This window comes from Sorangium sp. So ce302 (assembly GCF_051530145.1).
Classification (GTDB): domain Bacteria; phylum Myxococcota_A; class Polyangia; order Polyangiales; family Polyangiaceae; genus Sorangium; species Sorangium cellulosum_B.
Genome location: NZ_CP150326.1, coordinates 3394707 through 3410321 on the forward strand (window position 1 = coordinate 3394707; position 15615 = coordinate 3410321).

A 15615-nucleotide genomic window follows, 5' to 3' on the forward strand; every position below is an offset into this window, starting at 1 on the left:
CATTGAGGAGCATAGTATGACGCACCGTGCAGACGGGCCGGCGAGCGAGCCGACCATCGAGCATATCCAGGACTGGCTCGTCGCGCACCTGGCAGCGCGGCTCGACGTCGCTCCGCAATCCATCGATGTTCGCGAGCGGTTCAGCCGTTATGGCCTGGGGTCGCTGGGAGCGACGAGGCTCCTGGCCGAGCTCTCGCAGGTGCTGGGGCGACCGCTCTCGCCCACGCTGGTCTGGGAGCATTCGACGATCTGCGCGCTCGCGCGCCACGTCGTAGAGGGGACGCGCGAGGGCTCCGAGGCAGCGCCCGACCGCTCGGAGCGCACGGCAGACGAGCCGATCGCCATCATCGGCATGGCGTGTCGGTTCCCGGGATCGCCGAACGTCGAGGCGTTCTGGAGGCTGCTCTCGGGCGGCGCGGACGCGATCCGCGAGGTGCCCGAGGACAGGTGGGGCGCAGACACGCTGGGCGAGGCGGACCCAAGCGCGCCGGGCGGGTTGACGGCGCGCAGGGGCGGCTTCCTCGAGCGCGTCGACGCGTTCGACGCGCCGTTCTTTGGCATCTCCCCCCGTGAAGCTGCGCAGATGGATCCGCAGCAGCGGATCGTCCTGGATCTATCGTGGGAGGCCCTCGAGGACGCGGGCGTGCCGCCGTTCTCCTTGAAGGGGAGCCGGACCGGCGTCTTCATCGGCGCCATCTTCGATGACTACGCGGTGCTGCAGGACCGCGCCGGGCTCGCCGCCATCACGGCCCACACGAACACGGGAGGTGCGAGCTGCATTATCTCGAACCGGATCTCGTATTCGCTCGGCCTCATGGGGCCGAGCATGACGGTCGAGACGGCCTGTTCCTCGTCGCTCGTCGCCGTAGATCTGGCCTGCCACAGCCTGCGGCGCGGCGAGAGCGACATCGCGCTGGCTGGCGGGGTCAACCTCCTCCTCCTCGCCGAGAGGACGGCGGGGCTCGGCAAGCTCGGGGTGCTTTCGCCGGACGGCCGTTGCAAGGCGTTCGACGCGTCTGCGGACGGCTACGTGCGCTCCGAGGGGGCCGGCGTCGTGGCCCTGAAGCGACTCTCGGACGCGCTGCGGGACGGAGATCGAGTTTATTGCGTGATCCGCGCCAGCGCCGTCAACAACGACGGCCCGAGCCACGGTCTCACGGCTCCCAATCCGGCGGCGCAGCGCGCGTTGCTCGCCGACGTCTGCCGGAGCGCGCGGATCGAGCCGGCGAGCGTGCACTACGTGGAGGCGCACGGCACGGGGACGGCGCTCGGCGACCCCATCGAGGCTTCCGCGCTCGGTGCCGTGTACGGAGCAGGGCGCCCGCCCGAGCGGCCGCTGCATATCGGCTCCGTCAAGACCAACATCGGTCACCTGGAGGCGGCTGCCGGCATGGCGGGTCTGATCAAGGCGGCGCTCGCGATCGAGCGCGGCGTGATCCCACCGAGCCTGCACTTTCAGCGGCCGAACCCCCACATCGCCTTCGACGCGCTCCGCCTGCGCGTGGTGACGGAGCTTTCGCCGTGGCCGGCGCCCGAGGAGGAACCCCGGAGGGCAGGGGTCAGCTCCTTCGGGTACGGCGGGACGGGCGCGCACGTCGTGCTGGAGGGGCTCCCGCGACCTCTGGCGCTCGATGCGGCCTCCTACGTCGCGAAGGGCGACTCCGCGCGGCGGGTCGCCTGGGTGTTCTCCGGGCAGGGGTCGCAGTGGCCCGGCATGGGTCGGGATCTGGTGCTCGGCGAGCCTGTCTTCCGGGCCAGCCTCGCGCGCTGCGATCGCAGCATGCGGCCCTACCTCGATTTCTCGCTGCTCGATGAGATCCTCGCGGGAGCGCCCCGCGCGCTGCCCGAGCGCGTCGACGTCCTCTGGCCGGTGCTCTTTGCATTTCAGGTCTCGCTGGCCGCTCTCTGGCGATCGCTCGGGCTCGAGCCCTCCGTCGTCGTCGGCCATAGCATCGGCGAGGTTGCCGCCGCGCATGTGGCGGGCGCGCTGACCCTCGAGGACGCGGCGCGTGTCCTCTGCCAGCAGGCGCGGCTCGTCCAGCGCGCCTCGGGGAAGGGCACGATGGCCTTCGTCGCCGTCGGGTGGCAAGACGCCGAGGCGCTCGTGGCGCCTTACGAGGGCCGCCTGGCATGCGCCATCGCCGCGAGCCCCACCGCGACCGTGCTGTCCGGCGAGCCCGAGGCGATGGCGGAGACCCTCGCGAAGCTGGCGGATGCAGGTATCTTTTGCCGTCCCGTGGGCGCAAGCGTCGCTGTGCACGCGCCGCCGATGGACGAGATCGCGAGGCTACTGCCGGCCCTGCTGGGCGATCTTCGCCCGCGCGCGGCCTCGGTTCCCCTGGTTTCGGCGATGACCGGCGAGCCCGCGCGCGGCGAGGATCTCGACGGGGCGTACTGGGCGCGGCAGCTCCGCGAGCCCGTGCGCTTTGCGCAGGCGATCGCGCGCGTCCTCGCCGACGCGGGTGAGCATCCGCCGGTCTTCCTCGAGCTCGCACCCCACTCCATCGTCAAGCCCTCGATCGAGGAGTGCTGCCGAGCCTGGGCGCCGGAGGCGCCGGTCGTCGCCTCACTCGATCGCGCGGAGCGCGCCGCGCGGGCACTCCTCGGGGCGCGGAGCGCGCTCGCTCGTCACGGGGTTGCGTTTCGCACCGAGGAGGCGGGTGAGCGTTCGCCTGCTCGCGCCCATTTGCTGCCGCTGTCGGCCAGGAGCCCCGAGGCGCTGGCCTCGCTGGCCGAGGCCTACGGTCGCACCCTCTCCGTCCACGCGGGTCGGGACGCCGCGTCCACGGATCCCTCGGGGGGCAGCGCCTGCCTGGACGATATCGCCTACACGGCGAGCGCGCGGCGGAGCCACCACGAGCACCGGCTCGCGGTGGTGGGCACGAGCAACGAGGAGATCGCCGCGGCGCTCGAGGCCTTCAGGCGCGGGGAGCAGCCTTCCGGCCTGAGCTACGGCAGAGCGCCTGGGACGCCGCCAAAGGTTGTCTTCGTCTTTTCAGGGCAGGGGTCGCAATGGGCGGGGATGGGCCGCGCGCTCCTGGCCGAGGAGCCGGCGTTCCGCGCCGCGGTCGAGGGGTGCGAGCCGCTGGTGCAGCGGTATGCCGGCTTCTCGCTGCTCGCGGAACTCACGGCCGAGGAAGAGGCCTCCCGCCTGGACGAGACGGAGGTGGCGCAGCCGGCGATCTTCGCGGTGCAGGTGGCCTTGTCGGCGCTGTGGGCGTCGTGGGGGGTGGTGCCGGACGCGGTGATCGGCCACAGCGTCGGTGAGGTGGCGGCGGCGCACATCTCGGGGGCGCTGGGGCTGGAGGAGGCGGTGCGTCTGGTGTGCACCCGCGGGCGGGTGATGCAGCGCGCGACGGGGCTCGGGAAGATGGCCTCGGTGGCGCTGCCCGAGGAGGAGGCGGCGCAGGTGCTCCGCGGCTACGAGGATCGGCTGGCGATCGGGGCGGTCAACGATCCGGGCTCTGTGGTGCTGTCGGGCGAGGCGGCGGCGCTGGCGGAGGTGCTGGAGCGGCTCGAGCGGCAGGGCGTGGAGGGCCGGATGCTGCGCGTGGACTACGCGTTCCATAGCCCGCAGATGGACCCGCTGGCCGGCGAGCTGGCGCGCGAGCTCGGAGCGCTGGAGGCGCGCCAGGGCGCGATCGCGATGTACAGCACGGTGGAGGGCGGGCTCATCGAGGGCGGCGCGCTCGACGCGGCCTACTGGCCGAGGAACGTCCGCGAGCCGGTGCGCTTCGCGCGGGCCGTGGAGGCGGCGCTCGGCGACGGGTACCAGACCTTCGTGGAGGTGGGGCCGCACCCGGTCCTGTCGCTCAGCGTGGAGCGGTGTCTCTCGGCGCGAGGGGCGGAGGGGCGCGCGATCCCCACGCTCCGCCGCGACCAAGGGGGGCGCGGCAGCATGCTCTCGGCCCTCGCGAAGCTGTACGTGCACGGCCACGCCGTGGACTTCGGCCGGCTGTACCCCGAGGACGGGCGCGTGGTCGCGCTGCCGGCGTATCCCTGGCAGCGAAAGCGGTACTGGATCGAAGGCGCGGGCACGCCGCGAGGCGCTCGCAGCACCCCGTCGGAGCACCCGCTGCTGGGCGCGCGGATCGCGGTGGCTGGGGCGAAGGCGGTGTTCGAGGCGATGCTCGGGATGGACGCGATCCCATACCTGATGGACCACCGGGTGCTCGGGCAGGCGGTGGTGCCGGCGACGGGGCTGCTGGAGCTCGCGCGGGCGGCGGGCGAGGCGCTGGGCCTCGGGACGTCGGTGCGGGTCGAGGGGATGGTGGTGAGCGCGCCGCTGTCGCTGCCGGAGCAGGGATGGGTGCGCGTGCAGGTGGTGGTGTCGGAGGCGACGGACGCGGGCCACGCGGTCACGGTGTACAGCCAGCCGCTGTCCTCACGGCACGAGGACGCATGGACCGAGCACGCCACGGGCCGGCTCCGGGCGGCCTCCCGCGAGGCGCCGGCCGCGCTGGTGGATCTGGCTGCTGCGCGCGCGCGCTGCAGCGCCAGCGTGGATGTGGTGGAGCTGTACGGGGCGTTCGAGGGCATGGGCCTGTCGTACGGCCCTGCGTTCCGCGGGCTCGAAGCGCTGTGGCGTGGGCATGGCGAGGTCGTCGCGCGCGTCGCCCTGCCCGCGGCGGCCGGCGAGGACGCCGGGGCCCATGGGGCCCACCCGGCGCTGCTGGACGCGGCGTTGCAGGTTCTCGTCGCGGTCTTCGGCGCGAAGCTCGGGAGCGAGACGTACCTGCCGTGGGAGGTCGGCGACTTCGTGATGTGGCAGCCGGGGGTCACGTCGGCCTGGGTCCACGCGCGGGCGACGGGCGCGGTGGAAGGCAACGCGGAGGTGCTCTCCGGCGACGTCCTGGTGCTGGACGAGGGCGGCGCGGCGGTGGCGGAGCTGAGCGGGGTGCGGTTCAAGCGGGCCGGCGCAGCGGCGCTGCGGCGAGCGATGGCGGCGGCGCCGCTCGAGGACCTGTATGCGATCAGCTGGCAGGAGGGGCGCCCCACGGGCGATGGGACGCCGCCTTCGGGCGCGTGGCTGCTCCTCCACGGGCCGAGCGAGGGCGGGGAGTTCGCGCGGGCGCTCGAGGCGCGTCTCCGGACTGCGGGAGCGCATTGCACGACGGCGGAGCTCGCGGGAGAGGCAGGCGCGATCGCCGCGATGCTGGATGGGGCGGCCCCGGAGCGGCTCCAGGGCGTGGTGTGCCTGTGGGGCGGGAGCGCGGGCGTCTCTACGGCGGAGCGCGCCGAGGCGGCGAGCCTAGAGGCCCTCGCGGTGGTCCAGGCTCTGTCGCGGCGCGAAGGCAAGGCGCCGCCGCGGCTGGTGTGGGTGACGGAAGGCGCGCAGGCGGTGCGCCCAGGCGAGCCGGTGGCGGCGGCCGCAGCGTCGCTGTGGGGGCTGGGCCGCTCGGTGATGCTGGAGCGACCGGAGCTCGGCTGCACGCTGGTGGACCTGGAGCCCGGGGCTGGCGACGTCGTGGAGGCGTTGTGGCACGAGCTCGGCAGGCCGGACGACGAGCGCGAGATCGCTTGGCGCGCGGGCCAGCGGCTCGTGGCGCGGCTGTGCCGGGTTGCAGCGCGCTCGGGGCTGTCGGTTCCGGATGCGCCGTCGTACCGGCTGGAGATCGCGCAGAAGGGGCTGCTCGATCAGCTGCGTCTGCTGCCGGCCGAGCGGCGAGCGCCGGGCGCGGGCGAGATCGAGATCGAGGTGAAGGCCTCCGGGCTGAACTTCCGCGATGTCATCCGGGCCCTGGGCATGGATCCCAGCGAGGGCACGGAGATGGGCCATGAGTGCGCCGGCGTCGTCACGGCACTCGGTGAGGGCGTGCAACACCTGGCCGTGGGCGATGCGGTGATGGCGATCGCGCCGGGGGCGTTCCGCCGGTTCGTGACGGTGGACGCGCGGCTGGCGAGCCCGCAGCCGGTCGGGCTGTCTGCGGCCGAGGCGGCGGCGTTGCCGATCGTGTTCCTGACCGCGTGGTACGCGCTGCACGAGCTTGCGGGGCTCAAGCGCGGCGAGCGGCTGCTGCTGCACGCGGCGGCCGGCGGCGTAGGGATGGCGGCGGTGCAGGTGGCGCAGTGGCTCGGGGCGGAGGTGCTGGCCACGGCAAGCCCGTCGAAGTGGGGCGTGGTGCGGGCGATGGGGGTCGAGCGGGTGGAGAGCTCGCGGACGCTCGCGTTCGCCGACGCGTACAGGACGGCCGGCGTGGACGTGGTGCTGAACGCGCTGGCGGGCGAGTTTGTGGACGCGAGCCTGTCGTTGCTGTCGGCGGGCGGCCGCTTCCTGGAGATGGGCAAGACCGACATCCGCTCGGCCGAGGCGGTGGGAGCGGCCCATCCGGGCGTCATGTACCGGGCATTCGACCTGCTGGAGGTGGAGCCCGAGCGCATCCAGCAGATGTTCCGCCGGGTGAGCGAAGGGTTCGCCGCGGGGTGGCTGCGCCCGCTGCCGGTGCGCGCCTTCGCGGTCACGGAGGCGGAGGCGGCGCTGCGGTTCATGGCGCAGGCGCGGCACACGGGCAAGATTGTGCTGTTGCCGGCGCCGAAGGCGGCGCTGATAGCACCGCAGAGCACGGTGCTGATCACCGGTGGTCTCGGGGCGCTGGGGCTGCACGTGGCGCGCTGGCTGCGGCAGGAGCACGGGGTGCAGCACCTGGTGCTGGTGGGTCGGCGGGCGCCGGAGGGAGCGCAGCGCGCGGCGGTGGAGGCGCTGCGCGAGGCGGGGGCGCGGGTGACGGTGGTGCAGGCGGACGTGGCAGACGCTGCCGCGGTGCAGGCGCTGGTGTCGTCGGTGCCGGCGGAGCTGCCGCTGCGGGGCGTGATCCACGCGGCGGGCGTGCTCGAGGACGGGGTGCTGTCGGAGCAGACGGAGGCGCAGTACGCGAAGGTGTTCGCGCCCAAGGCGCACGGAGCGCGGAACCTGCACGAGGCGACGCGGACGGTGCCGCTGGAGTTGTTCGTGCTGTTCTCGTCGAGCGCGTCGCTGCTGGGCGCAGCGGGACAGGCGAACTACGCGGCAGCCAACGCGTACCTCGACGGCCTGGCCCAGATGCGTCGGGCCGAGGGGCTGCCCGCGCACAGCGTGAGCTGGGGCCCGTGGGCAGAAGGCGGCATGGTCGAGACGCTGAGCGAGCAGCAGCGGGCGCGGTTTGGTCGCATGGGCGTGGGCGCGCTCGCCCCGGCGCAGGGGCTGTCGCTGCTCGGGCGTGCGCTGTCGCGGCCCGAGGCGCACCTCGGCGCGCTGGAGCTCGACCTGCGGGCGCTGGGCAGGGCGCTCGGGGCCGACGTCCCTCCGGTGTGGCGAACGCTGGTGCAGCCGCGGTCGACCCAGGCAACCCGCCGCGCGTCCGCTGCGACCCAGGAGACCTGGAGGAGTCGGCTCGCGGCGCTCTCTCCCGAGGCGCGCGCCGCCGAGGTGGACGCGATGGTGCGGGGCGAGGCAGCCAGGGTCCTCTCCCTCTCCTCTTCCAGCGATCTGGAGGCGGAGCGGCCGCTGCAGGAGCTGGGGCTCGACTCGCTGATGGCGCTGGAGCTGCGCAACGCGCTCTCCGCGCGGGTTGGCAAGGCGCTGCCGGCCACGCTGCTGTTCGATCGGCCCACCGTCGCCGCGCTGCGGCGCTACCTGCTCGACGAGGTTCTGCCCCCTGACGAGCAGATGGCCGCGCTCGCCGCGGTCCAGCCTCGCGTTGCTCCACGCGAGGAGCCGATCGCCATCGTTGGCATCGGCTGCCGTTTCCCGGGCGGGGTGCACGACCTGGAGAGTTTCTGGCGGCTGCTCGAGGGGGAGGTCGACGCGGTCCGCGAGGTGCCGCGGGAGCGCTGGGACATCGACGCGTACTACGACCCGGATCCGGAGGCGGCGGGCAAGATGGTGACCCGCTGGGGCGGGTTCCTGGAGGACGTCGACCGCTTCGACCCCGCCTTCTTCGGCATCTCGCCGCGCGAGGCGGCGAGCATCGACCCGCAACAGCGGCTGCTGCTCGAGACCACCTGGGAGGCGCTCGAGCGCGCGGGCATCTCAGCCGAAGCGCTCGCGGGCACCCGTACGGGCGTCTATGTCGGGATCTGCGGCAACGATTACCAGGGCTTGATGTTCGCCCGCGGCGCCGAGCGTCTGGATCCCTATTCGTTCCTTGGATCGGCGCATAGCGCGACCGTGGGGCGGCTGTCGTACTGGCTCGGGCTGCAGGGGCCCAACATGGCCGTGGACACCGCGTGCTCGTCGTCGCTGGTGGCGGTGCACCTTGCCTGTCAGGCGCTGCGCTCGGGCGAATGCACAACGGCCCTGGCCGGTGGGGTCAACCTGGTGTTGACTCCGGAGCTGACAGTCTACTTCAGCCGGATGCGCGCGATGTCGCCCTCGGGGCGATGCCACGCGTTCTCCGCGGACGCGGACGGCTACGTGCGCGGGGAGGGCTGCGGCGTGCTGGTGCTCAAGCGGCTGTCGGACGCGGAGCGGGACGGCGATCCGATCCTGGCGGTGATCCGGGGCTCGGCCGTCAACCAGGACGGCCGCAGCCAGGGCCTGACGGCGCCCAACGGCCCCGCCCAGGAGGCGGTCATCCGGCAGGCGCTCGCCCAGGCCGGGGTGAGCCCGGCGTCGGTCGGGTACGTGGAGACCCACGGGACGGGGACGCCGCTGGGCGATCCGATCGAAGCGCAGGCGCTCGGCGCGGTGCTTGGCGAGGGGCGCCCAGCCGGGGCGCCGCTGTGGATTGGCTCCGTCAAGACGAATATCGGCCATACCGAGGGCGCCGCGGGTGTCGCGGGCCTGATCAAGGCGGTGCTGGCGCTCTCGCACGAGCGCATCCCGCGCAGCCTGCACTTCACCGCGCCGAACCCGCACATCGCCTGGTCGGAGCTGCCGCTCCAGGTGGTGTCCGAGCCGGTCCCGTGGCCGGCGAACTGCGCGCCTCGCCGCGCCGGGGTGAGCTCGTTCGGCTTCAGCGGGACCAACGCCCACGTCCTCCTCGAGGAAGCGCCGCGGCGAGCGCTGGTCGAGGCGCCCGCAGAGGCGCCCGCGAACGAGGCGACGGCGTACCTGCTGCCGCTGTCGGCCAAGAGCCCGGAGGCGCTGAGCGCGCTGGCGGCGACCTATGCGACCTTCCTGCCGGCGTCGGACGCGCGCCTCGGCGACATCGCGTACACGGCGAGCGCGCGGCGGAGCCATCACGAGCACCGGCTGGCCGTGGCCGGCGGGAGCAAGGACGAGCTGGCGGCCGCGCTCGCGGCATACGCGCGGGGCGAGCGGGCCGCCGCGGGCGTGCTCGAAGGCAAGGCGACGGAGACCCCGCCGAAGGTGGTGTTCGTGTTCCCCGGGCAGGGCTCGCAATGGGCAGGCATGGGGCGGCAGCTCTTCGCGGAGGAGCCGGAGTTCCGGCGGGCGCTCGCGGCGTGCGACGAGGCGATCCGACGCGAGGCCGGCTTCTCGGTGATCGAGGTGCTGGCGGCCGAAGACAGCGCGCGGCGGCTCGAGTCGATCGACGTGGTGCAGCCCGTGCTGTTCGCGATCGAGGTGGCGCTCGCGGCGCTGTGGCGGGCGTGGGGCGTCGAGCCCGACGCCGTGGTGGGCCACAGCATGGGCGAGGTGGCCGCGGCCCACGTGGCGGGCGCGCTGTCGCCGGAGGACGCCGCAGCCGTCATCTGCCGGCGCAGCCGCCTGCTCCGCGCGGTGAGCGGCCGAGGCGCCATGGCGCTCGTCGAGCTCAGCATGACGGACGCGGAGCGTGCGCTCGCGGGGTACGAGGATCGCCTCAGCGTGGCGGTGAGCAATGGCCCGCAGTCCACCGTGATCGCTGGCGATCCGGATGCTCTCGGCGAGGTGCTGGCGGCGCTGGAAACCCGGAGCGTGTTCTGCAAGCGGGTGAAGGTGGACGTGGCGTCGCACAGCCCATCCATGGATCCCCTGTGCGGCGAGTTGCTCGTCGCGTTGCAGGCAGTTGCCCCCATGGCGGCGCGCGTGCCGATGCGCTCCACCGTGACAACGCGGCTCCTGCGCGGCCACGAGCTCTCGGCGGGCTACTGGGCGGACAACCTGCGCCGGCCGGTGCGGTTCTCGCAGGTGGTGCAGCGCCTGATCGCCGAGGGGCACGCGCTCTTCGTGGAGATGAGCCCGCACCCGATCCTGTTGCCGTCCGTCGAGGAGAACCTGCGCGAGGTCAGGGCGGAGGGCGCGGCGATCGCGTCCCTGCGCCGGGGGCAGCCGGAGCTCCTCAGCCTGCTTGAATCGATCGGGCGGCTGTACGTGCACGGCCATCCGGTCTCATGGCAGCGGCTCCCTGTGGGAGGCGGGCGCGTCATCGGGCTGCCGTCGTACCCGTGGCAGCGCCAGCGCTGCTGGCTCGAGGGCGTGGGGAGGCCGGCCAGCAGGCCGAAGGAGGTCCGGGTGCTGGACCAGGACGAGGCCGCGTATCCGCTCTCGGAGGTGGTCGTGCGCCCCGAGGCGCACCTTGAAGGCGAGGCGGATGCGCTGGCCGGGTGCGTTTACGACGTCGCGTGGCGGCGCGCAGCGCCGCTGCCCGAGGCGACGCTGGCCCCGGCGGGCGCGTGGCTGATCTTCGCCGACCAGGGCGGCGTGGGGGCAGCGCTCTGCGGGCACATGCGCTCGAAGGGGCAGCAGTGCGTGCTGGTCTCGGCGAGCGCCGGGTACGAGCGGGTGGAGCCGGATCGGTACGGGATCGACCCCTCGAAGGCGGACGACTACCGGCGGCTGCTGCGCGAGGCGTTCGGCGACGCGAGGCGCTGCACCGGCGCGGTGCACCTCTTCAGCCTGGACGCCGTGCCCTTCGAGGCGACCACGGCCGAGAGCCTGGCAGCGGATCTCGTGCGGGGCAGCGTGAGCGCCGCAGCCATGGTGCAGGGGATCGCGCTGGATACGCTGGCCGCCCCGCGGCTGTTCTTCGTGACGCGCGGGGCGCAGCGGCCCTTACCCTGCGACGCCGCGTGGGTGTCGCAGGCGCCGCTCCTCGGGCTCGCCGGGGCGCTCGCGCTGGAGCACCCCGAGCTCGGGTGCAAGCGGATCGATCTGGACCCCGCGGCGGGCGTGGTCTCCACGGACGTCCTGTTCCGGGAGCTCGCAGCGAACGAGGGCGAGGATCAGGTTGCCCTGCGGGGCGGCGACCGGTACGTGGCGAGGCTGGTCCGTGGCCGGCTCGAGGCCGACGTGGCCGCGGTCGCGTCCATCCGCGGGGATGCGACCTACCTGATCACCGGCGGCCTCGGGGGGCTGGGCCTCGCGCTCGCGCGCTGGCTGGTTGGCCGGGGCGCGCGGCATCTCGCGCTGGTGGGGCGCCGCGGTCCGGGCGAGGACGCGCAGAGGGCCATCCAGGCGATGGAAGCGGCCGGCGCGCGGATCGCCGTCTTCCAGGCCGACGTCTCGAGGCGCGACGACGTGGCGCGGGTAGCGGCGGCGATCGAGGCCACCTTGCCGGAGCTCCGCGGCGTCGTGCACGCGGCGGCGGTGCTGGACGACCGCACGGTCCTCGAGCTCTCGGAGGAGAGCTTCCGGCGCGTGTTCGCGCCGAAGGCGCTCGGGGCGTGGAACCTCCACGAGATGAGCGCGGGCCTCCGGCTCGACTTCTTCGTGCTGTACTCGTCGGCCGCCTCGCTCCTGGGCTCGCCGGGGCAGGGTAATTACTCGGCCGCGAATGCGTTCCTCGACGCCCTCGCCCGCCGGCGGGAGCGCTTGGGCCTGCCCGCGATGAGCATCCGATGGGGCGCGTTCTCGGAGGTGGGCCTCGCGGCTGCGCAAGAGAACCGAGGGGAGCGCCTTTCGGCGCGGGGCCTCGCGGGCCTCACCCCGAAGGAGGGCCTTGATGCGCTCGCGCGGCTCCTCGCTCGCCCGCGGGCAGAGGTGGCCGTCGCCCGGCTCGACGCGCGACGCTGGGCCGAGGCGCACGGCGTGGCCGGCGCTCCCTTCTGGGCGGAGGTGCTCGAGGCCGAGCGTCGGGCATCGCCGGCGATATCGATCCGCGCGGAGCTCGAGCAGCGAACACCCGGGGACGCGGCGGCGATCGTCGAACGCCTGCTCGTGGAGGAGGTGGGGCGTGTGCTACGGCTGGCTCCCTCCCGGATCGCTCGGACCGACCGCCTGCGCTACCTGGGCTTCGACTCCCTGATGGCGCTGGAGCTCAAGAACCGGCTGCAGTCGGCCCTCGGGATCCAGGTCACGGGCGCGGCGCTGCTCCGGCACGACAGCATCGCCGCGATCGCCTCGCACCTGCTCGAGCGCATGGCGCTGGGGCCCGTCGCGAACGACGTGGGCGCGGTGCCCGCGCCCCCCGTGATCGAGCCGGCGCCCGAGGAGCGGCATCGACCGTTCCCGCTCACCGACATCCAGCAGGCGTACTGGCTGGGCCGGGGTGTGACCGCCGAGCTCGGCGGCGTGGGATGTCACTACTACATCGAGCTCGAGTCCGAGGGGCTCGACGTCGAGCGCCTCTCCTCGGCTTGGGCGGCGCTGATCGAGCGGCACGACATGCTGCGGGCCGTCATCCTCCCGGACGGCGAGGCGAAGATCCTGGAGGAGGTGCCGCCGTATGCGATCGCGACGATCGATCTCCGGGGGCGCCCGGCTGACGTGATCGCCGCGACGCTGGCCGAGCTGCGCGAGACGATGTCGCACCGGCTCTACGCGCCGCACGAGTGGCCGCTCTTCGACATCCGGGCCGCGATGCTCCCGGGGGGGCGCGTCCGCGTCCACTTCAGCATCGACCTGCTGATCGTCGACGCCACGAGCATGCTGAGGCTCTTCGCCGAGTGGCGCGACCACTACCAGGACCCGCATGCTTCGCGCCGGCGCATCTCCCTCTCGTTCCGCGACTACGTGCTGGCCGAGGCGGCGCTGGCTGGCTCCGACGGCGCGCGCCTGTCCGATGCCTACTGGCTCGAGCGGATTCCGACGCTGCCGAACGCGCCGGAGCTCCCGCGGCTCCCCATCCAGCCCGGGCAGCGCGCGCGCTTCACGCGGCGGGCCGGCGCGCTCGAGCGAGGCCCCTGGCAGCGGCTGAAGGAGCTCGCGCGCCGGCAGGGCGCGACGCCGAGCGAGGTCCTCTGCGCCGCGTTCTCCGAGGTGCTGGCCGCATGGAGCCGGAGCCCTCGCTTCTGCATCGTCCTCACGGCGTCGCGGCGCCTGCCGCTGCACCCGGAGGTCGAGGACCTCGTTGGCGAGTTCACGTCGACGATCCTCCTCGAGGTGGACGCCGCGCCCGGCACGTTCGAGCAGCGCGCGGCGCGGCTCTGGGCGCAGCTCCGGAGCGACCTGGACCACCTGCACACGAGCGGCGTGCGCGTCCTGCGCGAGCTCAACCGCGCGCGCGGGCAGGTGGCCGAGAACCTCGTGCCCATCGTCTTCACGAGCGCGCTCGGGCTGCAGAAGGACGGGGACTGGCCGATGCGTTGGCTGGGGGAGACCGTCCACGGGATCAGCCAGACCCCGCAGGTCTGCCTGGACCACAGCACCCTCGAGGAGGACGGGCGGCTGCTCTTCAACTGGGACGCGATCGACGCGGCCTTCCCGGAGGGCGTGCTGGACGCGATGTTCGACGCCTATGGCCGGCTACTGCGCCAGCTCGCCGCGGACGACGCCGCCTGGAGCGCGTCGCCGGCCGAGCTCTTGCCGGTTCCGGCGCCGCAGCTCGAGCAGCGCGCTCACGCCAACGCCACCTCCGCGCCCATCTCGAGCGCGCTGCTCCACACCCTGTTCGCCGACCAGGCCCGGCGCAGCCCGGCGCAGGAGGCGGTGGCGAGCCCGCGGCGGCGCATCTCGTACGGGGAGCTCCACGACCGCGCCGCGTGGGTCGGCCGCCGCTTGCGCGAGCTAGGGGCCGAGCGGGGGCGCCTGGTCGCCGTCGTGATGGACAAGGGCTGGGAGCAGGTCGTCGCGGTGCTCGGCGTGCTCATGTCCGGCGCGGCGTACCTGCCGATCGACGCGGCCGTCCCCCCCGAGCGGCTGCATGCGCTGCTGGAGCACGCGGAGGCCCGCCTGGTCCTGACGCAGACGTGGGTCGACGCGTGCGCGCTCTGGCCCGCGGACGTCCAGCGCCTCTCCGTCGACGACGAGGCCGCCTGGGCCTCCGTTCCCGCAGAGCCCATCGAGCCGCTTCAGGCGCCGGAGGATCTCGCCTACGTCATCTACACTTCCGGATCGACCGGCGCGCCGAAGGGAGTCCGGATCGATCACCGCGGCGCGGTCAACACGATCCTCGACGTGAACCAGCGGTTCGGCGTCGGCCCTGGGGACAGGGTGCTCGCGCTGTCGTCGTTGAGCTTCGATCTTTCCGTGTACGACGTGTTTGGCGTGCTCGCCGCTGGCGGGACCATCGTGTTGCCCGAGCACGAGCGGCGGCTGGACCCGGCGCACTGGACCGAGCTCCTCGCCGAGGAGCGGGTGACGCTCTGGAACTCCGTCCCGGCGTTGATGGAGATCTGGGTGGAGCACGCGGAGGATCGCAGGGGCGCGATGCCGGCGTCGTTCCGGCTCGCGATGCTGAGCGGCGACTGGATCCCGGTCACCCTGCCGGATCGCATCCGATCGCTCGCAGCCGCGCGCCCGGCCGGAGCGAGGCCGGTCGAGGTGATCAGCCTGGGCGGCGCGACCGAGGCCTCCATCTGGTCGATCCTCTACCCCATCGAGCGCGTCGATCCGCGGTGGAAGAGCATCCCCTACGGTCGCCCCATGGTGAACCAGCGCTTCGATGTGCTGGACGACGCGCTCGACCCCTGTCCGGACTGGGTCCCTGGTCACCTCTATATCGGCGGGATCGGGCTCGCGCAGGGTTATCATCGCGACGAGGCCGAGACGCGAACGAGCTTCATCGTCCACCCGCGCACGGGGGAGCGGCTCTATCGCACCGGGGACATGGGCCGTTACCTGCCCGGCGGGGACATCGAGTTCCTCGGTCGTCGCGACACCCAGGTGAAGGTCGGCGGCCACCGGATCGAGCTCGGCGAGATCGAGGCGGCGCTGGTCCAGCACCCGCGCGTCGCCGCCGCGGCCGTCGTCGTGAAGGGAGATCCTCGCGGCCAGCGGCGCCTCGCGGCCTATGTCGTCCCGGCGCCTGACGGCGGAGCGGGGATCGAGGAGGCGCTGCGCGGCTTCTTGCGGACCAAGCTGCCGGAGTACATGGTCCCGGCCGCGATTGTTGCGATTGACGCCTTGCCGCTGACTGGAAACGGCAAGGTCGATCGCGGCGCGCTGACCCGGCGGCAGGACGCTGCGCCGCCCTTTCCCGCGGAGGCCCACGCCGCGCCGCAAGACGGCAACGAGGCGCAGATCGCCGCGATCGTCGCGGATGTGCTGGGGCTCGACGAGATCAGCGTGCAGCAGAGCTTCTTCGATCTGGGCGCGAGCTCGATCCAGCTCGTCCGGATCGCGAACCGGATACGGAAGGCGCTCCAGGTGGAGCTCCCGATCGTCGAGATGTTCCGCCGCCCCAACGTCCGCGAGCTGTCCAGCCTCCTGTCCCACCCGGGGGGCGAGATCGGCTCTCTGGACAGAGCGCGCGCGCGCGCCGAGGCCCGGCTTAGATCCCGCGCGCGGCATTGATGCGAGCGGCCCAACCCTTGTCGCCGCGGCTCGGGACCGGCGTCGCGGCGTGCGATTGAGGTAATCGAGGAATGAAGAAA

General features: G+C 73.4%; 1 protein-coding gene. It reads left to right on the forward strand.

Going from position 1 to position 15615, the window contains the following annotated elements:
- Positions 1–16 precede the first annotated feature (16 nt).
- Entirely contained in the window at positions 17–15535 is a 15519-nt protein-coding gene (locus WME73_RS13300; RefSeq protein ID WP_437915946.1) for an amino acid adenylation domain-containing protein, read from the forward strand.
- The last annotated feature ends 80 nt before the right edge of the window (positions 15536–15615 follow it).

Excerpts from the sequence above, each read along its gene's own strand:
- WME73_RS13300 (WP_437915946.1), top strand. The coding sequence starts at position 17 with ATGACGCACCGTGCAGACGGGCCGGCGAGCGAGCCGACCATCGAGCAT.